The organism is Staphylococcus sp. Y174-1, assembly GCF_049897865.1.
GTDB lineage: Bacteria > Bacillota > Bacilli > Staphylococcales > Staphylococcaceae > Staphylococcus > Staphylococcus saprophyticus.
This window is the reverse complement of record NZ_JAFCXB010000003.1, coordinates 17,174-37,929: the sequence shown is the minus strand read 5'-3', so window position 1 is coordinate 37,929 and position 20,756 is coordinate 17,174. Positions and strand designations below refer to the sequence as shown.

The window sequence follows — 20,756 nt, the reverse complement described above, 5'->3', positions numbered from 1 at the left end:
GATGACCATCCGTTATGAATCTGTTGAGAATTTGATCAACTTAATCAAAAACAAAGAAATTACACCATCTAAAGTTGTAAGTGATATTTACGATGCAATTGAAGAAACTGATCCAACGATCAAATCGTTTCTTGCATTAGATAAAGAAAATGCTATTAAAAAAGCACAAGAATTAGATGAATTACAAGCAAAAGACCAAATGGAAGGCAAGTTATTTGGTATTCCAATGGGTATTAAAGATAACATTATTACTGAAGGTGTAGAAACAACATGTGCTAGTAAAATGTTAGAGGGCTTTGTACCAATTTATGAATCAACTGTGATGAATAAATTACGAAATGAACAAGCAGTGCTTATCGGCAAATTAAATATGGATGAATTTGCTATGGGTGGTTCTACTGAAACATCATATTACAAAAAAACTGTAAATCCTTTCGATCATACTGCAGTACCTGGTGGTTCTTCGGGTGGTTCTGCCGCAGCAGTTGCAGCTGGTTTAGTTCCTTTCAGTTTAGGTTCTGATACTGGTGGCTCAATTCGTCAACCAGCAGCTTATTGTGGAATTGTCGGTTTGAAACCAACATATGGCCGTGTATCACGTTTTGGTCTAGTAGCCTTTGCATCGTCATTAGATCAAATTGGACCATTGACACGTACAGTTAAAGACAATGCATTAGTCTTGGAAGCAATTACTGGGGTAGACGAAAATGATTCAACAAGTGCGCCAGTTGAAGATGCTGATTACACTTCTGATATCGGTAAAGATATTAAAGGATTGAAAATCGCACTTCCAAGTGAGTATTTAGGTGAAGGTGTTTCTGATGAAGTCAAAGCATCTGTAAAAGAAGCAGTCGAAACTTTAAGAGGTCTTGGTGCCACTGTAGAAGAAGTATCATTACCGAATACGAAGTATGGGATTCCTTCTTATTATGTAATTGCATCTTCTGAAGCTTCTTCTAACTTGTCTCGTTTCGATGGTATTAGATATGGATATCATTCTCCAGAAGCGAACTCATTAGAAGAATTATATAAAATGTCTAGAAGTGAAGGCTTTGGTGAGGAAGTTAAACGCCGTATCTTCTTGGGAACATTTGCATTAAGTTCAGGTTATTATGATGCATTTTATAAAAAATCACAAAAAGTTAGAACATTAATCAAAGATGATTTCAATCGTATATTTGAAAATTATGATGTTGTCGTTGGTCCAACTACACCTACAACAGCTTTCAATTTAGGTGACGAAATAGATGATCCACTTACAATGTATGCGAACGATTTATTAACAACGCCAGTTAATTTAGCTGGTTTACCAGGTATCTCTGTTCCTTGTGGACAATCAAATGGCCGCCCAATCGGTTTACAATTTATAGGTAAACCATTTGATGAAAAAACACTATATCGTGTCGCTTACCAATATGAAACAAAATTTAATTTTCATAATGAATACGAAAAACTATAAGGAGTGGAAATCATGCATTTTGAAACAGTTATCGGACTAGAAGTCCACGTTGAGTTAAAAACAGATTCTAAAATGTTTTCTCCAGCGCCAGCGCATTTTGGAGCAAAACCGAACTCAAACACAAATGTTATCGACCTAGCATATCCAGGTGTATTACCAGTTGTAAACAGACGTGCTGTTGATTGGGCCATGAGAGCTTCAATGGCATTGAACATGGAAATTGCTACAGAATCTAAATTTGACCGTAAAAACTATTTTTATCCAGATAATCCAAAAGCTTATCAAATTTCACAATTTGATCAACCAATTGGTGAAAATGGTTATATCGATATCGAGGTTGATGGTGAAACAAAACGCATTGGTATCACGCGTTTACACATGGAAGAAGATGCTGGTAAATCAACACATAAAGATGGTTATTCTTTAGTTGATTTAAATAGACAAGGTACACCATTAATTGAAATCGTATCGGAACCAGATATTCGCTCTCCTCAAGAAGCATACGCATACCTAGAAAAACTACGTTCAATCATTCAATATACAGGCGTTTCAGATTGTAAGATGGAAGAAGGTTCATTACGTTGTGATGCCAACATTTCATTACGTCCGTATGGTCAAGAAGAATTTGGTACAAAAGCTGAGTTGAAAAACTTAAACTCCTTCACATATGTTCGTAAAGGTCTTGAATACGAAGAAAAACGTCAAGAAGAAGAATTGTTAAATGGTGGAGAAATTTTACAAGAAACACGTCGGTTTGACGAGTCTAATGGTAAGACATTATTAATGCGTGTTAAAGAAGGATCTGACGATTACCGTTATTTCCCAGAACCAGATATTGTACCTTTATATGTAGATAAAGAATGGAAAGAACGCGTTCGTCAAACGATTCCTGAATTACCTGATGAAAGAAAAGAAAAGTATGTAAATCAATATGGTTTACCTGCCTACGATGCACACGTACTTACACTGACAAAAGAAATGTCTGATTTCTTCGAAGGTGCAGTTGCAGAAGGTGCAGATGTTAAATTGACATCTAACTGGTTAATGGGTGGCGTAAACGAATATCTAAATAAAAATCAAATTGATTTATTAGATACTAAGTTAACACCAGAAAACTTAGCGGGTATGATTAAATTAATTGAAGATGGCACAATGAGTAGTAAAATAGCTAAAAAAGTATTCCCTGAACTAGCTGAAAATGGCGGGGATGCAAAACAAATTATGGAAGATAAAGGCTTAGTGCAGATTTCTGACGAAGCAACATTGCTTAAATTTGTAAATGAAGCATTGGATAATAACGAGCAATCTATTGAAGACTATAAGAATGGTAAAGGTAAGGCTATGGGCTTCTTAGTTGGACAAATTATGAAAGCTTCTAAAGGTCAAGCTAATCCACAGTTAGTTAACCAATTGTTAAAACAAGAATTGGATAAACGATAATTCAATATATCTAGACCCTGTAGCTCAAATTATGCTACAGGGTCTTTTAAATGCGATGTGCCTTAAATATTTTCTTTGGAATTTAACCTAAAATGCTTTTAACATCTATGTAAATCATATAATATAGGTATTGAGTATATGAAGTAGAGGGATAAATTATGAGAAAAAGAGCTAGAATCATTTATAATCCAACATCTGGAAAGGAATTATTTAAACGCACATTACCAGATGTTTTAATTAAATTAGAAAAAGCTGGATTTGAAACAAGTGCATATGCCACAGAAAAAGTAGGCGACGCAACTACAGAAGCAGCACGTAGTTTAGAACAAAATTACGATGTACTGATTGCAGCTGGTGGAGATGGTACTTTAAATGAAGTCATAAATGGCATTGCTGAAAAGCCAAATAGACCAAGTTTAGGTATTATACCGATGGGCACTGTGAATGATTTTGGTCGTGCATTACATTTACCCACAGATATCATGAGTGCGATAGATGTCATTATTGAGGGACATATGACACGTGTGGATATTGGTAAGATGAATAGTCGTTATTTTATTAACTTAGCTGCAGGTGGACAACTAACTCAAGTATCATACGAAACTCCGAGTAAGTTGAAATCCATTGTAGGACCATTCGCGTATTATATCAAAGGTTTTGAAATGTTACCTCAAATGAAAGCCGTGGATATTCGTATTGAATATGATGACGAAGTATTCCAAGGAGAAGCCTTGTTATTCTTACTAGGGCTTACGAATTCAATGGCTGGGTTTGAAAAATTAGTCCCCGATGCTAAATTGGACGATGGTTATTTTACATTAATTATCGTTGAAAAAGCTAACTTAGCTGAATTAGGCCACATTATGACGTTAGCATCAAGAGGTGAACATACCAAGCATCCTAAAGTACATTACAAGAAGGCCAAATCTATTAGCGTTTCATCATTCACCGATATGCAATTAAATGTAGATGGTGAATATGGAGGCAAATTACCTGGTAATTTTTTAAACTTGAAACAACATATTGAAGTATTCACACCAAATGATATTAAAAATGAAGAAATTATAGAACAATGATACAAATAAAAATACAATTTAGATTAAACTACGAGGTTAGGTCAGTCAACATACATCCTAACCTCTTTTAATGTGGGGTGAAGTAATGAATGCGATACAAAAAAATGAAATAATTGAAGGAACAGTGATAGATTTAACACATGAAGGTCATGGTGTTGTGAAATTTGATCGTTATCCAATTTTTGTGCCCAATGCACTCATTAATGAAGTGATAGCGTTTAAAGTAATCAAAGTGAAAAAGAACTTCGCAATTGGTAAGCTGGTTGAAATTAAAGAAAAAAGTACTGATCGAGTAGAACCACCGTGTATATATTATTATAAATGTGGTGGTTGTCAGTTGCAGCACATGACATATCAAGCGCAGTTAAATATGAAAAAAGAACAAGTTGTGAATTTATTTCAACGTAAAGCTGGATTTAAAGATACAATCATTCATGACACGATTGGTATGGAAAATCCTTGGTACTACAGAAATAAATCACAAATTCCAGTGGGTAAAAACAATGAGAATAAAGTTATAACAGGATTTTATCGTCAACGTAGCCACGATATTATTGATATGGATGAATGTTTGATTCAAGACCAACTACACCAAGAAGTTATAAATAAATTAAAAGCGTGGTTCAATGAACTAAACATCAGTGTTTATAATGAGCGTAAAAAGCAAGGCATGATGCGTCATGTTGTAATAAGAACAGGGCATCATTCTAGAGAACTCATGGTCATTTTTGTAACAAATGGCAAAAAATTTAAACAAGGTGACATCCTAACAGAACGTTTAAAACAACATTTTCCAGCAATAGTGAGTATTAAACAAAATGTAAATGATACACATTCCAACGTTATAATGGGACAAAATTCATATACACTTTATGGTAAAGATGAGATTGTCGATACGTTGTCAGATGTGACATTTAAAATTAATGACCAATCATTTTATCAAATTAATTCTATCCAAACAGAAAAACTATATCAACGTGCTATAGATTATGCTGAACTACAGGGAGAAGAAACAGTGTTGGATACTTATTGCGGTATTGGTACCATTGGTTTATATATGGCTCCCAAAGCAAAACATGTCTATGGTGTTGAGGTTGTGCCAGAAGCCATTACAGATGCTCAACAAAATGCGACTATAAACCAATTTGAAAATACTACTTTTGTCTGTGGTAAGGCAGAAGAAGTTATCTTAAAATGGAAATCAGAAGGAATAAGACCAGATGTTGTAATGGTTGATCCACCTAGAAAGGGTTGTGACGAAACATTTTTGAAGACATTATTAGAGCTAAATCCTCAAAAAATTGTCTACATATCATGTAACCCATCAACGCAACAGCGTGATGCACAATTATTAGCAAACCAATATAAGTTAACACAAATTACACCGGTTGATATGTTTCCACATACTACGCATGTTGAAACAGTGGCACAATTTGAACGTATATAAAGCATTGATGCAAAGACTGTATTACTTATAATTAAATACGTTTTATATATATGACTTGTGTAAAAATAATTAATAATTTGTTTGCTAAACATTGCAAAATATTGCAAAATGAGTAAGTTTGTTAAAATTCAATTACAAGCAACTTACTTTCACTTTAACCCCTTTCATAGTGGTGATAATCGTTGTATACTCTAGTTAATAACGAGTGACGAGGAGGGCGTCTAATGTTTAAAATTGATTTGTTTTCTAATAAGAAAGCAGTTGAAGGTTTTATTTTATTTCAATTAACTATTGTGATGATTAGCATTTTGATTTCTTATAAAATGGCATATTCTATGACCCATATTATAGAACAAAACATAATTTTTAATATTATTTTTGGTATTGTTGGTTTTGCAGCAGTGTATTTCTTGCATGAATTTATTCATAATATAATGTTCAGAGTAATGTCAAAAGGTAATAAACCTACATATCGTATTAAATCAGGTTTGATTACAACACATATGCCAAATGTTTATTTTAAAAAATGGCAATACATGACAATTATGTTAGCCCCTTTAGTCATTATCACAAGCGTATTATTAGTAATATTTTCGTATTTTGCTTACTCATCTATTATCTTTATTGCATGTTTTCACATAGGATATTGCGTAATGGATATGTATTTCCTTACAGGTTTATTAAATAAACATGTACAACTTATTGAAGATACAGAAGAAGGGATTAAATTTTATACACAAGCGCATGCCCCTGCTCAAGAATTTCGAACTGAATTGAAATCATAATATGATAAATGTAACTTTGATAAAGGATCAGCTCCGTTTGAGTAAATGATCATTTGAATATTAAATTCAAACTGATTCACTTAAACGTGTACTGTTCCTTTTTTTATTGAGCAAATTCAAAGAAAAATGATGATGGAGGATGTAAGATAAAAACAACACAATTATAAATTATATCGAATACAGGAGGTGAGGGCATTGTCAGAAAGACGGATTATACATGTGGATATGGACTACTTTTTCGCACAAGTAGAAATGAGGGATAACCCTAAACTAAAAGGAAAACCTGTCATTGTTGGTGGTAAAGCTAGTGGAAGAGGGGTCGTATCAACGGCATCATATGAGGCAAGACAATATGGTGTACATTCTGCGATGCCCACTGCACAAGCGCATAAATTATGTCCTAACGGGTACTATGTGACGCCAAGATTCGAAGCTTATAAAACTGCATCGGAAAAGATTATGAATATATTTAAAAGTTATACAGAGGTTGTTGAACCTTTGTCTTTGGATGAAGCATATTTGGATATCACACATCTTGTCAGACCTGATTTACCAGCCTCTCGAATCGCTCAATATATCAGGAGAGATATTTATGAAGCTACAATGCTTACTTCGTCAGCAGGTGTATCATATAATAAATTTTTAGCTAAATTAGCAAGTGGTATGAACAAGCCCAACGGTTTAACAGTTATTGACTATAGAAATGTTCATGATATTTTAATGGGCTTAGACATTGGAGATTTTCCTGGTGTTGGTAAAGCTTCAAAACAAAAAATGCATCAAGAAGCGATTTATACAGGACAGGATTTATATAATCAAAGTGAACGGGACCTTATTAGACTATTTGGTAAGCGTGGACATGGCTTGTACAATAAAGCGAGGGGGATAGATCATAATCCAGTAAAGCCTACTAGAATCAGGAAATCTGTTGGTACAGAACGAACATTTGCCACAGATATGAATGATGATGAAGAAATTTTACAAAAAATTTGGGAATTAAGTAATAAAACAGCAGAACGTCTAGCTAAATTACAAAAATCTGGAAAAACAATAACGGTAAAAATTAAAACATTTAAGTTTGAATCTTTGTCGAAACAACGTAGTCTTAGATACCCGGTTCGCTCAGAAACTGACATATACAATATTGCTTATGATTTATATACAGAATTAAAAAATCCTGAAACGCCTATTCGTCTTGTAGGGGTGACTGTTGGTAATCTTGAAAAAGCGACATATGAAAATATGACAATATACGATTATATTTAATAAGATAGAAATTGATTTATAGTAGCTAAGTTATTTTACAGACATATCAAGGAAATAGAATTAATCTTTATCTTTTAAATCCTTGCCGTAGATATTTAACATACTAGGTAAATCATCATAATGTTTTAAGAGACGGAACGTAATCATAGCACATGCTTTAGCATCATTGAGCGCATCATGATGTCCATGAAAATCTAAATTATAATATTGCATCATGTAATTTAGACCATAGCGATGATTTTCTACTGTTCTTCTTGAAAGTTGTAAAGAGCAAAAGTAAGTCATATTAGGGGTATCAAAACCAAATGCACTAATACTTTCATGTAGAACGTTCATATCGAATGCTGCATTATGCGCAACGACGGGTAAATCCCCGATAAATTGCAACATATAGGGATATACTGTTTGAAATGTAGGCGCATCTTCAACTTGTTCAGGATGTATGCCGTGGACTGCGATATTTTGTTGTGAGAAATAGTCATTAGGGTTAACAAGTGTATAGAAAGATTCTGTTATCTGGTGGTTGACTACTTTAACCATACCAACAGCACAAATACTTGTACGTTTACCGTTGGCAGTTTCAAAATCTAAAGCTATAAATGCATCGTTACTCATGGAGCAAGTTCCCTTTCTATAATTGAATATGTTATGACTTTATAGAATAAATGAAAGACAGTCAAGTTAATGAGATTGAACTAACATTTACTGCCTAATTCAAAAAAGTCTGGGACATTTATTGATGTCCCAGACTTTTTTGATATATAAATTCATGAGTATTACCTATTAATTATTCTGATTCATCAAATGAACGTGCAGCTAACTCTTTTTCATAAAGATAAAGTGTATTACTATCATCACCAATACGATTTAAGTAATCGATATGCGTTTCAAACATAGCTTCTTCTTCAACTTGCTCGTCTAAGAACCAATTTAAGAATGAAATCGTAGCATAATCTTTATCTTTGTTAGCTAAATCTGATAAATTATAGAATCTACGTGTAACGTCTTGTTCTTGAGCCAAACCATCTTCAAACGTTTCTAAGATGCTGCTGAACTCTGTTTTTGGTGCAGGAATTGCTGTAAATAAAGCATGCTCTCCACGGTCGTTAATATAGTCATATATTTTTTTACCATGGAATCTTTCTTCTTTAGCTTGTTGAATATAAAAATTTGCAAAACCTTCGTAAGAATTGTCGTCACAAAAGGCAGCCATAGCCATATAAGCGTGAGCAGCATAAAATTCATGATTCATTTGTTCATTTAAAGCATCTAATAGTTCTTTGTTTAACATAATTAATAAGCCTCCTATACTTTTTTTCAGTATAGCAAAACTAGACTTAGTAGTAAATTATACGCTACTTTATTTGAAAAAGACTCATGTAAATTGGGTTGAGAATTGTTTGGAATACAACATAATCGTGTTATAATATTTGAGTGAAGAGTAGAGGAGGAGCTAAATGAGATACTGGACTGCAACCCGCTTAGCAAAATTGGCAAGGCAAGCAAGTAAAGCTGTTGGCAAAAAAGGCACAGACTTGCCCGGTCAAGTAGCTAGAAGAGTAGATAAAAATATATTAAGAAAGTTAGCATCTCAAGTTGATGAGATTGTTTTTATAAGTGGTACGAACGGGAAAACAACCACTTCAAACCTAATCGGTCATACATTAAAAGCTAATGATATAGAAATCATACATAATAATGAAGGCGCAAATATGGCTGCAGGTATTACATCTGCTTTTATTTTGCAAAATAAGAAAAATACAAAAATCGCAGTCATTGAAATTGACGAGGGCTCTATTCCGAGAGTGCTTAACGAAGTAACACCAACGATGATGGTTGTTACGAATTTCTTCCGAGATCAAATGGACCGTTTTGGTGAAATTGATATTATGGTTAATAACATAGCAAAGGCGATTAATAATAAAGGCATTAAATTATTATTGAATGCAGATGATCCATTTGTGAGTAGGTTGAAAATTGCGAGTGACACGGTGGTTTACTATGGCATGAAGGCACACGCACACAAATTTGAACAAAGTACAATGAATGAAAGCCGTTATTGTCCAAACTGCGGACGTTTACTCCATTATGACTATATCCAATATAACCAAATTGGTCATTATCACTGTGAATGTGGTTTTAAACGTGAGGATACACAATATGAAGTATCCTCATTTACACTGACACCGTTTATAAACTTAAATATTGGTTCTAAAACGTTTAATATGAAAATAGCTGGTGATTTTAATGCTTATAACGCGATTGCTGCATATTCTGTATTAAGAGAGTTAGGCATTAATGATGACGGCATCAGAAAAGGTTTTGAAACGTATACATCAGACAACGGCCGTATGCAATATTTTAAACAAGATAGCAAAGAAGCTATGATAAACTTAGCCAAAAATCCTGCAGGGATGAACGCAAGTCTCTCAGTAGGTGAACAATTAAGCGGTAGTAAGGTTTACCTTATCAGTTTAAATGATAATGCTGCAGATGGTAGAGATACATCGTGGATATATGATGCAGATTTTGAAAAATTAACAAGACAACAAATAGAGACAATTATTGTTACAGGAACTAGAGCAGAAGAACTTCAATTAAGATTAAAATTGGCTGGTGTTACAGTACCTGTTATCTTAGAGCGCGATATTTACAAAGCGACTGCTAAATCTATGGAATATAAAGAGAGCTTTACTGTAGCAATTCCAAATTATACTTCGCTCGCACCTATGTTAGAACAATTAAACCACTCTTTTGAGGAGGTCAAAGCGAAATGAATGAATTAACTGTTTATCATTTTATGCCTGATAAATTAAATTTATATAGTGATATTGGTAATATCATTGCGTTAAGACAACGTGCTAAATTGAGGAATATCCAATTAAATGTAGTTGATATCAATGAAACAGAAGGTATCACGCTAGATAACTGTGATATATTTTTCATTGGTGGTGGCAGTGATAGAGAACAAGCCTTGGCTACGAAAGAATTAAGCAAAATAAAAACGGTATTGAAAGATGCCATTGAAGAAGGCATGCCCGGTCTGACAATTTGTGGTGGGTATCAGTTCTTGGGGAGTAAATACATTACACCAGATGGTACAGAATTAGCTGGTTTAAATATTTTAGACTTTTATACTGAGTCACAAACAAATCGTCTTACAGGCGATATTGTGATTGAAAGTAAAACTTTTGGAACAATAGTTGGTTTTGAAAATCATGGTGGCCGTACATATCATAAGTTTGGTACTTTAGGTCACGTTACACATGGATATGGAAATAATGATGAAGATGCAAAAGAAGGTATTCATTATAAAAATCTATTAGGTACATATTTACATGGTCCAATTTTACCAAAAAACCATGAAATTACTGATTATTTATTAGAAAAAGCATGTGAACGTAAAGGCATTGCTTTTGAGCCTAAACAAGTAGATAATACTGAAGAAGAAGCTGCTAAACAAGTTATTGTTGATCGCGTAGCTAAAAATTAAATTATAAAAAAGCACACTCGTAAAGCGATATGAATGTTGATGTGCACCCCAAAAGTTGGACTAAAAATCTAACTTTTAGGGGTGCACATCAATGTATGCTTATAGGAGTGTGCTTTTTATTTAAGAATAAATTTAGATTTATGCAAAACGATGATCTAATATGCGATAAATCAATAGAATTTCATAAATGACATGACTTTTAAGTTGATTGCTATCAAACTCATCTAAACCTTTCACAGACATTTTTAGTAAAGAGGCATGTTGTTTCTTACGCTCGAAGTGTCCAGTCGAATATATATTGTTTATACTTTGTGCGATACTTAAAATCGCCAATTTTTCATCGTTTGTAAAAGTAATTATCGTATCTTTCGGTAAATAAACTAAATTAGATAAATGGGTAATAAACAACCTATTAGTATGCGCGCGCGTAGTTAGTGCTTTAAGTTGAATCCATTCTGAATCATGGTGTTTGTGATAGCTTAGTTCATCTTTTTGATAAGAAAGTAAGGTTTCCACTTTTTGATTTAAATCGATTAATTGATTTAATTGACGATAAGGCGCGCCTTTTGTAAATTTACCAAGTAATAATTGACGCATACGTAATTCAAAGAGTTCGTACATTTTTGATTCAGTCAAATTAATAGATGATTCAACTTGATCATAATATTTTGGAGGTAAAATAATAAAGTTTACTAATCCAGCTGTTACGAGTCCGATGATAGCAGTTAATAATCTAGAAAAGAAATTAAAGAAATAGGCTTCATGAATACCTGGAATCATAGCCATAGCTGTTAATGTAGCTACCGTAGTACCCACATGTAAATTAAGTTTGGTACATAGAATAATTGTGAACGTAGCGCTCAATGCATATGCGAAAGGGGATTGGTCCCCAAATATAAATGTGAATATGACTGCAAATAATGCCCCAATAATGGTTGCTGGCAAACGACGATAGCCTTTTTTTAATGAAGCTTTAGCTGTAGGTTCAATCGTCACAATAGCCGTTAATATAGCAAATATCGGATTTAAGTTTAAAGCTAAACAAAATAATGCAGTCAGAAATGTGGCTAGACCCGTTTTAATTGTACGAGCACCGATAATTTTTTTATACCAGTTATCATTCATTTAAAAACTCCTAATGTGATGTATAGTCAAATAACTGCTCAAAATGGTGAGTAGTCGTATTATTAATATCTGTGAAATGTTAAACTATAGTTGATAAAATTTTCTAATTTATTATATCAAAAAAAGTCTGCTATAATAATAAAGAATATAAATTACAAAAAGGAACGGGATAATATGATTGTAAAAACAGAAGAAGAATTAACAGCATTAAAAGATATTGGTTATATTTGCGCGCTAGTAAGAGATGAAATGCAATCAGCAACTAAGCCAGGAATTACAACAAAAGAACTAGACGATATTGCAAAGGACTTATTTGAAAAGCATGGAGCGATATCAGCGCCAATTCATGATGAGAACTTTCCAGGTCAAACATGTATCAGTGTAAACGAAGAAGTAGCTCATGGTATACCTGGTAAACGTAAAATACGTGAAGGTGATTTAGTGAATATAGATGTGTCTGCGCTTAAAAACGGATACTATGCAGACACAGGGATTTCATTTGTTGTTGGTGAACCGGACAATCCATTAAAACAAAAAGTGTGTGATGTGGCATTAGAAGCATTCGAAGCCGCAATGACACGTGTAAAACCTGGTGCTAAATTAAGCCAAATTGGTAAAGCAGTACATGCGACTGCACGAAAAAATAACCTTACAGTAATTAAAAACCTAACAGGTCATGGCGTAGGCCAATCTCTACATGAAGCGCCAAGCCATGTTATGAATTATTATGAACCTAAAGATAAAACACTATTAAAAGAAGGCACAGTAATCGCTGTTGAACCATTCATTTCTACAAAGGCAACTTTTGTAACAGAAGGTAAAAATGAATGGGCATTTGAAACAAACGATAAAAGTTTTGTTGCTCAAATTGAACATACGGTTATTGTGACAAAAGATGGACCATTATTAACTACTAAAATAGATTAATCTTGTTTCGGTCTAAAGTCCTAATATAAGATGGTTCCGGAGCCTATACCAATGGTTCCGGAAATTTTTTATAATGGAATCTAATCAATCATGAGGTGATTCTATGAATTATATTACGACTTATTTAGACAAAATGACTAAAAACACTTTTTATACAAGTTTAGTAGAATATAGACAGTATTTAGATAAAAAAATGAGAAGCATTGAAATGTACATAAAATATTTAATTGAAAGAAAAGCGTATGTTGAAAAATTAATAGACAGCTTAACTTTAACGCTAGAAAATAAATATATTGATATGATAGATGAATATTACATTTACTGTGCTCAAGAAATAGAACATTCTGAAATAGAAAAAATTAAAAAAGAATTAAACGAAATGGAAGCAGACTATGCGAGAATTGAATCCGATTTATCTCATCAGGCAGTTGAACGTGCAAACATTGAAACTGAATGTGATTTAATCGAACGTATCAGTTTAGTCGCTTAAAGAAAGGTGGCGAAACATGACTCATAAATATATATCCACAGAGATGCTTATCGTATTTACAGCATTAATGATTATTGCCAATTTTTATTATATTTTCTTTGAAAAAATTGGCTTTTTACTTGTGTTATTATTGGGTTGTATTTTAGTTTATGTGGGTTATATCTATTTTCATAAAGTACGTGGTTTATTAGCTTTTTGGATTGGTGCGTTATTAATAGCATTTACCTTATTATCTAATAAGTATACGATTATCATATTATTTATATTTTTAATAGTACTCATCGTTAGATATATTATTTATAAATTTAAACCTTTAAAAATTACTGCAACAGAAGAAGAAGTAGACTCACCGGAATTTATAAAACAAAAATGGTTTGGCGAGCAACGATCACCTGTATATGTTTATAAATGGGAAGATTTACAAATTCAACATGGCATTGGTGATATTCATATTGATATGTCTAAAGCAGCAAACATTAAAGAAAATAATACAATCGTTATTCGACATATCATTGGAAAAGTTCAAATCGTGGTACCACTTAACTATAATATTATATTACATTTCACAACGTTATACGGGAATGCCTATGTAAACGAAACCTCTTATAAAGTTGAGAATAATAATATTAAGGTAGTAGAAGAAACAAAAGCAGAGAACTATGCTGTAAATATTTATGTCTCTTCATTTTTAGGTGATGTTGAGGTGATTTATAAATGAATCACTACTTTAGAGCGATCGGGTCCATGTTGATATTAGTATATAGTACGTTTTTTGCCATATTCTTTATTGATAAAGTGTTTGTTAATATAATGTATTTTCAAGGTATGTTTTATACTCAAATATTTGGCATACCTGTACTGCTTTTTTTAAATCTAATGGTGATTTTACTCTGTATTATTGTAGGTTCTGTCTTAGCATATAAAATCAATCAGCAAAATCATTGGTTAAAAGATCAAATTGAACGTTCAATAGAAGGTCAAACAGTGGGTATCAATGATCAAAATATTGAATTATACAACGAAACAATCGAACTATATCAAACGCTTGTGCCGTTAAATCAAGAAGTACATAAATTAAGAATGAAAACACAGAACCTGACGAATGAATCTTATAATATCAATGATGTTAAAGTTAAGAAAATTATAGAAGACGAACGTCAACGTTTAGCGCGTGAATTACATGATTCAGTTAGTCAACAATTATTCGCAGCAAGTATGATGTTATCAGCAATTAAAGAGACAGAATTGAAGGCCCCATTGGACCAACAAATACCAGTATTAGAAAAAATGATTCAAGATTCCCAATTAGAAATGAGAGCACTACTATTACACTTAAGACCTATTGGTTTGAAAGATAAATCTTTAGGTGAGGGTATTAAAGATTTAGTCGTTGATTTACAGAAAAAAGTACCAATGAAAGTGGTACATGATATTGAAGAATTCAAAGTACCAAAAGGTATCGAGGACCATTTATTCCGTATTACGCAAGAAGCCATTTCTAATACGCTAAGACATTCTAAAGGAACGAAGGTCACAATTGAATTATTTAATAGGGAAGAATATTTGTTATTGCGTATACAAGATAATGGTAAAGGGTTTAATGTAGATGATAAGGTAGAACAAAGTTATGGATTAAAAAATATGCGCGAACGTGCACTAGAAATAGGTGCAACATTTCATATCGTTTCTTTGCCTGATGCAGGTACGAGAATTGAAGTGAAGGCACCATTAAATAAGGAGGATTCAAATGCCGATTAAAGTATTATTTGTTGATGATCATGAAATGGTTCGAATAGGTATTTCTAGTTATTTATCCACACAATCTGATATAGATGTCGTAGGGGAAGGTAAGTCAGGAAAAGATGCAATCGAAAAAGCACATGAACTGAAACCGGACCTAATTTTAATGGATTTACTTATGGACGATATGGATGGTGTCGAAGCAACTGAACAAGTTAAAAAAGACTTGCCAAATATTAAAGTTGTCATGCTTACGAGTTATATTGAAGATAACGAAGTCTATCGTGCACTTGATTCCGGTGTAGATAGCTATATATTGAAAACAACAAGTGCTAGTGATATTGCTGAAGCGATTCGTAAGACTTACAATAATGAGTCAGTATTTGAAGCAGAAGTCCTAGTTAAAATGAGAAATAGGATGAAACAACGAGCTGAATTGTATGAAATGCTCACAGAACGTGAAATGGAGATTTTATTACTGATTGCTAAAGGTTACTCTAACCAAGAGATTGCCAGCGCTTCACATATTACGATTAAAACAGTGAAAACGCATGTAAGTAATATCCTAAGTAAATTAGAAGTTCAAGATAGAACTCAAGCCGTCATATATGCATTCCAGCACAATTTAATTCAATAAAGGGAATATAAATCTAGCAAGCTAAAACAAACGCGTATGGTAGACATACACGCTGTTTTAGCTTTTTAATTTTTATGCAACAATAAAAGCTTTTATATTTATTAAAATCCCCCTCAAACAATGACATCTCATTTGTTTGAGGGGGATTAGTTAATATTATCCGTTATTTTTCGATGTATCTACATCATTAACTGCTTTGTTTGATGATGTAATATCAGTATTTTTATTTTCAGAATCTTGATTATCTGCAATAGATGTATTTCTATTATGTTCGATATCGTCCAAGGTTTGTTCTTCAGGTGTTTTACCACGTACCACTTTACGTTGATGGAAGATGGCGTTGATTTCAGCACCAATGATGATGATGAAACCTGTGATGTATAACCATAACATTAAGATGATAATACCGGCAATACTACCATATGTTTTAGAATAATTAGCAAAGTTTGAAATATAAAATCCAAATAAATATGACCCACCTAAGAAGACGATTGTTGCAAATATAGCGCCTGGAATAACAGACAATAATTTAATTTTAACATTAGGAGCTAATGTGTATAACACCATGAATGCTATAAGAACAACAATTACAGGTAATACAAAACGTATTGTATCAAACAGCCACTTTACTTGATCTCCAAGGCCTAGCGGGCCGAATAGCAGATCACCAATTTGTTGCCCAAATGTAGGTAACACGAGTGCAACTGGCATAACGATAATCATGGCAAGCGTGAATAATACACTATAAAGTTTAGCAACTACAAAATTTCGGCTATCTTCAACGTCATAAGCAACATTAAAGGCATTCATTAGCGCAGTCATTCCGTTAGATGCGGACCATAATGCTGCGATTAACCCGATAGATAGTAATCCACCGCTCGCATTGTCCATAATATCACCAATTATACTTGAAACTTGAGGTGCATAATCAGATGGCACATGATCTTTTATTAAATCTCTTATCGTCGACTGTTTCACACCAACAACTGGTACGATAGAGAGTAAGAATAGTAGCATTGGGAACAATGAAAGCATGAAATAATAAGATAACTGTGCTGACAGTCCTGATGCGTCATCTTTACCAATTCTATATACAAGATATGAGAAAAAATTTGAATCTTTAGTATATTTTGCTGGTTTATTGATACGTGAAACAAAGAATGCTTGGTTATCTTTCTTAGGTGACTTAGATTTAAATTCATCAGGTGTGATGTAAGTGCGGTCGCGTTTGATTTGTTGACCATTTGTTTCATTAGACTGTTTGTCATTTTCTTCTACACTTTTTGCCTCATTCAAAAAGTTAGAAGTTGTTTTATCTTTTTTAGACATATCTAATCTCCTTATGTATTGATATTTTTCAATATACATTTTAATATACTTTAAAATCTAGTTTAGGTAAATATGTGACGCTATTTTCTTTCGGAAAAATAGATAATTAGATTAATAAAAAAATAGAATAATGCATATGTGTATGCGTAAGTATCAAATGAATGTTAAAACCTAAGTAAATAATGAAGTGTTATTAATGTGAAAATACGGTAATGCATCATAATAATTAAACCTACATAATATTAAGACAATGATATAAATGCATGCAACCGTTTGTAAATTCGTATATAAACACAAAATTGATATTACAAAGCAAAGTTAACATAATGATTGAGCCTGAGATATGTCATACATCCCAGGCTCTTAAATCATTTATTGAAGCTTATGTTTGAAATACAAAAATAAGTAGAATTAGCCGTTTAAACGATTATTCTTACGCTCTACAAAAGTATTTTTTGCATCTTTGATTGAACGTTCTAATTCTGGATTGTTACGTCTGATTTCTTCTACAACGTCTTTCCAATATAACACTTCGTCTTTAATGTTATTGATTGCAGAAGGTTTTTGAGAACGCGTACCTTCTTTTCTGTCTTTAATAGATTGTTTTAAAGATTGACGTGTTGATTTATCAGCTAATGTTGCTGCGCCTCCAATTACGGCACCTAATAAAATTCCTGGAATGAGTTTGTTTTGCATGATGTGTTACTCCTCTCTTAAATTTGCATCTTTAATTATAAAATTGATTAAATTATCACAAGATGATTGTACCATTTTATAGACGCCTTCGAAATTATTTGTATAATAAGGATCTGGAACGTCTGTTTCAGTCATATCGCTAAACTCTAATAGTTTAAACAATTGACCTTTAATATTAGGATTAATTTGTTTGATATTATCAACGTTACTTTGATCCATTGCAATAATGTAATCAAAGTCATCGTTTGATTCAAACAGTTCACTAATCATACCATCAAAAGGTATGTCATGTTCAGATAGAATGGCTTGTGTACCTTCATGAGGTGGCTCACCTAAGTTCCATTGCCCTGTGCCTCTAGAGGTAACTTTTATATCTTTTATATTTCTATCAAGTAATTTTTGTCGCATGATTGCTTCTGCCATAGGTGAACGACAAATATTTCCTAAACATACGAATGCTACTGTAATCATTTGTGTACCTCCAAATTTATATACTCCTCTTTCCCATTTTAAAGCTTTTTTAATCATTTCAAAAGGGTAATTGCCATAAAAGTTTTACAAGATAGGTAAATTTGATAAAATAAATTGAAAAAGAGGTGAATTTTGTGGCAAAAAGTATAGAACAAATGATAGAAGAAATAAGAGATAGATTAAATCTTGTGAATCAAAGTTTGATTGATCCAGATAATTATAAATCAGCAGATGAACAAGAAATTCGTGAAATTCATGAATATGTAACATCAAAAGCATCATTTACACCGAGTGAAGCATCGGCAATCGCTGATGCACTTGGTCAAATTCGTAAATAGGGGGAGTTACCATATGACAGAATTACAAGATAAACTTCAACAATATGCCGAACTATTAGTTGGTGTGGGCATGAATGTTCAAAAGGATCAACCAGTATTTATTCGCTCTAGTGTCGATGCATTAGAACTAACATATTACATAGTTGAAGCGGCATATAAACGTGGCGCTTCCGACGTTAAAGTAGAATATAGCGATGACAAGTTATCGCGTTTGAAATTTGAATATGAATCTGTTGAATTTTTTGAGAAAGACGCTGTGAAATCATATGAAGTTGAAAAACGTATGGACTATGTGAAACGTGGTGCAGCCAACTTAGCACTCATTACACAAGATCCAGATCTATTGAATGGTATTGATAGTGAAAAGTTATCGACATATCAAAGACAATATTCTACTGCTTATAAAGGTTATATGGAAGCAAGTCAAAAGAATCAATTCCCTTGGTGTGTGGCAGCATTCCCTTCAAAAGCATGGGCACAACGCGTATATCCTGACCTGACTGAAACAGAAGCATATAGTAAATTTATTGATGAAGTATTAGACATCGTGCGTGTAGATGGTAATGATCCAGTTAAAAATTGGAAAAACCATGTAGAAAATTTAAGTATTCACGCGCGTAAATTACAAGATAAAAATTATAAAGCACTGCACTACATTTCAGAAGGTACGGATTTAGTTATTGGACTACCGGAAGGACATATTTGGGAAGATGCTACGAGTTATACGAGTGAAGGCCAAGCTTTTGTTGCTAATATCCCAACTGAAGAAGTATTTACCGCACCACATCGCTTAAATGTAAATGGTCATGTCACAAATAAGTTGCCACTTAGTCATAATGGTAATATCATTGACGGCTTCACATTAACGTTCAAAGATGGTGAGGTTGTTGATTTTAAAGCTGATCAAGGCGAAGATGTATTAAGAGATTTACTAAATACCGATGAAGGTGCAAGAAGATTAGGAGAAGTCGCACTTGTACCTGATGATTCGCCAATTTCAAATCGTAACACTATTTTTTACAATACATTATTTGATGAAAATGCATCTTGTCATATTGCATTAGGTTCAGCTTATGGATTTAATGTTGAAGGTGGCACAGAAATGACTACGGAAGAAAAATTAGCGCATGGGTTGAATGACTCATTAATTCATGTAGATTTTATGATTGGAAGCCCTGATCTAACTATTTATGGAATAACACAAGATGATGAAAAAGAACTTGTATTTGAAAATGGTAATTGGTCAAAATAATGTAATGGAAACATTTTTTATTTTATAAATCAAATAAGTGCTAATAAGCGATTAAAGTAAGCATAGGTGTTAAATCATATTAAATACATTTACAAAAAATGATAAAGTCTGATGTTATTTAAATTGGGAGTGAGGATATGAAATCTATATTATGCTGATTTCGGACTCACTCCTTAGTTTATGTCATTGAGAATTGAAAAGGGAGCTAAAATTATGGGAAATGTAGCAAGCAAATCAATGTCGGAATCTAGAAGTATAAAAGAAAGACAAATATTCCCACAAGATACGAACCATCTTCACACGATGTTTGGTGGCATATTGATGGCTAATGTAGATGAGATTTCTGCTATTACGGCGACGAAGCATAGCAATTCACAAGTGGTAACTGCGTCAACAGATTCAGTCGACTTTTTAAAACCTATTAAAACAGGGGATATCATTTCTTACGAAGCAATGGTTTCGTATGCTGGTAAGTCTTCGATGGAAGTTTGTGTACAAATCATTATTGAAGGTGTTGTTAAGAGCGAACGTCATTTAGCGGCACTTAGCTTTTTAACATTTGTTGCTTTAGATGAAAATGGGAAACCACAAGAAGTCCCACAAGTATATCCAGAAACACAAACAGAAAAATGGTTTCATGACACAGCACTTGCTAGGGTAAAACGTAGGAAAGAGCGCAGACAAGAAAGTAAAGAAACGATAGAATTTTTATCCAATGTACAAAATATAGAATAAAATAAAGCGAAAGTTGTACAGTTAATCACTTTAGATTAAATAACAACTTT

22 protein-coding genes are annotated in these 20,756 nt (G+C 33.0%); 16 read left to right on the top strand and 6 right to left on the bottom strand.

Annotation, left to right across the window (positions count from 1 at the left end; all coding sequences use genetic code 11):
• Position 1: 1 nt before the first annotated feature.
• From gatA to dinB, 6 genes are all read left to right on the top strand, one after another.
• Positions 2-1,459: an Asp-tRNA(Asn)/Glu-tRNA(Gln) amidotransferase subunit GatA gene (gene gatA, locus ACP7BT_RS10950; RefSeq protein ID WP_002482829.1), complete on the top strand. Its 1,458-nt coding sequence runs from the start codon at positions 2-4 to the stop codon at positions 1,457-1,459.
• Positions 1,460-1,471: 12 nt separating this feature from the next.
• Positions 1,472-2,899, top strand: a complete 1,428-nt coding sequence (gatB, locus tag ACP7BT_RS10945) for an Asp-tRNA(Asn)/Glu-tRNA(Gln) amidotransferase subunit GatB (protein ID WP_037538122.1) — start codon at positions 1,472-1,474, stop codon at positions 2,897-2,899.
• 158 nt (positions 2,900-3,057) lie between these two features.
• The gene (locus ACP7BT_RS10940; protein ID WP_002482831.1) at positions 3,058-3,975 is read left to right on the top strand and encodes a diacylglycerol kinase; all 918 of its coding nucleotides are present in this window, start codon (positions 3,058-3,060) and stop codon (positions 3,973-3,975) included.
• An 85-nt stretch (positions 3,976-4,060) separates the two neighbouring features.
• The gene (gene rlmD, locus ACP7BT_RS10935; RefSeq protein WP_041079962.1) at positions 4,061-5,422 is read left to right on the top strand and encodes a 23S rRNA (uracil(1939)-C(5))-methyltransferase RlmD; all 1,362 of its coding nucleotides are present in this window, start codon (positions 4,061-4,063) and stop codon (positions 5,420-5,422) included.
• A 224-nt stretch (positions 5,423-5,646) separates the two neighbouring features.
• Positions 5,647-6,207, top strand: a complete 561-nt coding sequence (locus ACP7BT_RS10930) for a DUF3267 domain-containing protein (RefSeq protein WP_002482833.1) — start codon at positions 5,647-5,649, stop codon at positions 6,205-6,207.
• 195 nt (positions 6,208-6,402) lie between these two features.
• Positions 6,403-7,473 carry a DNA polymerase IV gene (gene dinB / locus ACP7BT_RS10925; protein ID WP_069821653.1) on the top strand — a complete coding sequence of 357 codons (1,071 nt, stop codon included), beginning with the start codon at positions 6,403-6,405 and terminating at the stop codon, positions 7,471-7,473.
• Positions 7,474-7,533: 60 nt separating this feature from the next.
• Here the strand turns inward: dinB and ACP7BT_RS10920 are convergent, their stop codons facing one another.
• Positions 7,534-8,088 (bottom strand): 3'-5' exonuclease, encoded by a 555-nt coding sequence (locus ACP7BT_RS10920; RefSeq protein WP_002482835.1) that lies wholly within the window; start codon positions 8,086-8,088, stop codon positions 7,534-7,536.
• Positions 8,089-8,260: 172 nt separating this feature from the next.
• Positions 8,261-8,764: an H-type ferritin FtnA gene (ftnA, locus tag ACP7BT_RS10915; protein WP_002482836.1), complete on the bottom strand. Its 504-nt coding sequence runs from the start codon at positions 8,762-8,764 to the stop codon at positions 8,261-8,263.
• A gap of 166 nt (positions 8,765-8,930) precedes the next feature.
• On the opposite strand from ftnA, the gene ACP7BT_RS10910 reads away from it, so the two are divergent.
• Positions 8,931-10,250, top strand: coding sequence for a Mur ligase family protein (locus ACP7BT_RS10910; RefSeq protein ID WP_041079965.1), 1,320 nt, complete (start codon positions 8,931-8,933; stop codon positions 10,248-10,250).
• Positions 10,247-10,966 carry a type 1 glutamine amidotransferase gene (locus ACP7BT_RS10905; RefSeq protein WP_002482838.1) on the top strand — a complete coding sequence of 240 codons (720 nt, stop codon included), beginning with the start codon at positions 10,247-10,249 and terminating at the stop codon, positions 10,964-10,966. Before ACP7BT_RS10910 ends, ACP7BT_RS10905 begins: the two co-directional genes overlap by 4 nt.
• Positions 10,967-11,104: 138 nt before the next feature.
• On the opposite strand, the gene ACP7BT_RS10900 is transcribed toward ACP7BT_RS10905, so the two are convergent.
• Positions 11,105-12,091 carry an FUSC family protein gene (locus tag ACP7BT_RS10900; protein WP_002482841.1) on the bottom strand — a complete coding sequence of 329 codons (987 nt, stop codon included), beginning with the start codon at positions 12,089-12,091 and terminating at the stop codon, positions 11,105-11,107.
• Between the two features lie 174 nt (positions 12,092-12,265).
• Here ACP7BT_RS10900 and map point away from each other — a divergent pair, with 174 nt between their 5' ends.
• The 5 genes from map to ACP7BT_RS10875 all read left to right on the top strand — a co-directional run bounded on the left by map (position 12,266) and on the right by ACP7BT_RS10875 (position 15,885).
• Positions 12,266-13,018 (top strand): type I methionyl aminopeptidase, encoded by a 753-nt coding sequence (map, locus tag ACP7BT_RS10895; protein ID WP_011302778.1) that lies wholly within the window; start codon positions 12,266-12,268, stop codon positions 13,016-13,018.
• 103 nt (positions 13,019-13,121) lie between these two features.
• Complete coding sequence (locus tag ACP7BT_RS10890) at positions 13,122-13,508, top strand: hypothetical protein (RefSeq protein WP_041079966.1); 387 nt, start codon at positions 13,122-13,124, stop codon at positions 13,506-13,508.
• Between the two features lie 16 nt (positions 13,509-13,524).
• Positions 13,525-14,226, top strand: a complete 702-nt coding sequence (gene liaF, locus ACP7BT_RS10885; protein ID WP_011302780.1) for a cell wall-active antibiotics response protein VraT — start codon at positions 13,525-13,527, stop codon at positions 14,224-14,226.
• Positions 14,223-15,266 (top strand): sensor histidine kinase VraS, encoded by a 1,044-nt coding sequence (locus ACP7BT_RS10880; protein ID WP_011302781.1) that lies wholly within the window; start codon positions 14,223-14,225, stop codon positions 15,264-15,266. Before liaF ends, ACP7BT_RS10880 begins: the two co-directional genes overlap by 4 nt.
• On the top strand, positions 15,256-15,885 hold the full coding sequence (locus ACP7BT_RS10875; RefSeq protein ID WP_002482846.1) for a response regulator transcription factor VraR: 630 nt from the start codon (positions 15,256-15,258) through the stop codon (positions 15,883-15,885). The genes ACP7BT_RS10880 and ACP7BT_RS10875 overlap by 11 nt, the downstream gene beginning before the upstream one ends.
• Positions 15,886-16,041: 156 nt before the next feature.
• Here ACP7BT_RS10875 and ACP7BT_RS10870 read toward each other — a convergent pair whose 3' ends face one another.
• The 3 genes from ACP7BT_RS10870 to ACP7BT_RS10860 all read right to left on the bottom strand — a co-directional run bounded on the left by ACP7BT_RS10870 (position 16,042) and on the right by ACP7BT_RS10860 (position 18,381).
• On the bottom strand, positions 16,042-17,214 hold the full coding sequence (locus ACP7BT_RS10870; protein ID WP_002482847.1) for a YihY/virulence factor BrkB family protein: 1,173 nt from the start codon (positions 17,212-17,214) through the stop codon (positions 16,042-16,044).
• Positions 17,215-17,625: 411 nt separating this feature from the next.
• On the bottom strand, positions 17,626-17,910 hold the full coding sequence (locus ACP7BT_RS10865; RefSeq protein ID WP_002482848.1) for a hypothetical protein: 285 nt from the start codon (positions 17,908-17,910) through the stop codon (positions 17,626-17,628).
• A 6-nt stretch (positions 17,911-17,916) separates the two neighbouring features.
• The gene (locus ACP7BT_RS10860; protein ID WP_037538133.1) at positions 17,917-18,381 is read right to left on the bottom strand and encodes a low molecular weight protein-tyrosine-phosphatase; all 465 of its coding nucleotides are present in this window, start codon (positions 18,379-18,381) and stop codon (positions 17,917-17,919) included.
• Between the two features lie 134 nt (positions 18,382-18,515).
• On the opposite strand from ACP7BT_RS10860, the gene ACP7BT_RS10855 reads away from it, so the two are divergent.
• The 3 genes from ACP7BT_RS10855 (at position 18,516) to ACP7BT_RS10845 (ending at position 20,706) form a co-directional block, all read left to right on the top strand.
• Positions 18,516-18,719 (top strand): DUF1128 family protein, encoded by a 204-nt coding sequence (locus ACP7BT_RS10855; protein ID WP_002482850.1) that lies wholly within the window; start codon positions 18,516-18,518, stop codon positions 18,717-18,719.
• 13 nt (positions 18,720-18,732) lie between these two features.
• Complete coding sequence (locus ACP7BT_RS10850) at positions 18,733-19,971, top strand: aminopeptidase (protein ID WP_041079969.1); 1,239 nt, start codon at positions 18,733-18,735, stop codon at positions 19,969-19,971.
• Positions 19,972-20,184: 213 nt separating this feature from the next.
• Complete coding sequence (locus tag ACP7BT_RS10845) at positions 20,185-20,706, top strand: acyl-CoA thioesterase (protein ID WP_037538134.1); 522 nt, start codon at positions 20,185-20,187, stop codon at positions 20,704-20,706.
• Positions 20,707-20,756 lie beyond the last annotated feature (50 nt).

Bases quoted from the DNA above. Each gene is read 5' to 3' on its own strand.
- gatA (WP_002482829.1), top strand. From the start codon at position 2: ATGACCATCCGTTATGAATCTGTTGAGAATTTGATCAACTTAATCAAA.
- gatB (WP_037538122.1), top strand. From the start codon at position 1,472: ATGCATTTTGAAACAGTTATCGGACTAGAAGTCCACGTTGAGTTAAAA.
- ACP7BT_RS10940 (WP_002482831.1), top strand. From the start codon at position 3,058: ATGAGAAAAAGAGCTAGAATCATTTATAATCCAACATCTGGAAAGGAA.
- rlmD (WP_041079962.1), top strand. From the start codon at position 4,061: ATGAATGCGATACAAAAAAATGAAATAATTGAAGGAACAGTGATAGAT.
- ACP7BT_RS10930 (WP_002482833.1), top strand. From the start codon at position 5,647: ATGTTTAAAATTGATTTGTTTTCTAATAAGAAAGCAGTTGAAGGTTTT.
- ACP7BT_RS10920 (WP_002482835.1), bottom strand. From the start codon at position 8,088: ATGAGTAACGATGCATTTATAGCTTTAGATTTTGAAACTGCCAACGGT.
- ftnA (WP_002482836.1), bottom strand. From the start codon at position 8,764: ATGTTAAACAAAGAACTATTAGATGCTTTAAATGAACAAATGAATCAT.
- ACP7BT_RS10910 (WP_041079965.1), top strand. From the start codon at position 8,931: ATGAGATACTGGACTGCAACCCGCTTAGCAAAATTGGCAAGGCAAGCA.
- ACP7BT_RS10905 (WP_002482838.1), top strand. From the start codon at position 10,247: ATGAATGAATTAACTGTTTATCATTTTATGCCTGATAAATTAAATTTA.
- ACP7BT_RS10900 (WP_002482841.1), bottom strand. From the start codon at position 12,091: ATGAATGATAACTGGTATAAAAAAATTATCGGTGCTCGTACAATTAAA.
- map (WP_011302778.1), top strand. From the start codon at position 12,266: ATGATTGTAAAAACAGAAGAAGAATTAACAGCATTAAAAGATATTGGT.
- ACP7BT_RS10890 (WP_041079966.1), top strand. From the start codon at position 13,122: ATGAATTATATTACGACTTATTTAGACAAAATGACTAAAAACACTTTT.
- liaF (WP_011302780.1), top strand. From the start codon at position 13,525: ATGACTCATAAATATATATCCACAGAGATGCTTATCGTATTTACAGCA.
- ACP7BT_RS10880 (WP_011302781.1), top strand. From the start codon at position 14,223: ATGAATCACTACTTTAGAGCGATCGGGTCCATGTTGATATTAGTATAT.
- ACP7BT_RS10875 (WP_002482846.1), top strand. From the start codon at position 15,256: ATGCCGATTAAAGTATTATTTGTTGATGATCATGAAATGGTTCGAATA.
- ACP7BT_RS10870 (WP_002482847.1), bottom strand. From the start codon at position 17,214: ATGTCTAAAAAAGATAAAACAACTTCTAACTTTTTGAATGAGGCAAAA.
- ACP7BT_RS10865 (WP_002482848.1), bottom strand. From the start codon at position 17,910: ATGCAAAACAAACTCATTCCAGGAATTTTATTAGGTGCCGTAATTGGA.
- ACP7BT_RS10860 (WP_037538133.1), bottom strand. From the start codon at position 18,381: ATGATTACAGTAGCATTCGTATGTTTAGGAAATATTTGTCGTTCACCT.
- ACP7BT_RS10850 (WP_041079969.1), top strand. From the start codon at position 18,733: ATGACAGAATTACAAGATAAACTTCAACAATATGCCGAACTATTAGTT.
- ACP7BT_RS10845 (WP_037538134.1), top strand. From the start codon at position 20,185: ATGGGAAATGTAGCAAGCAAATCAATGTCGGAATCTAGAAGTATAAAA.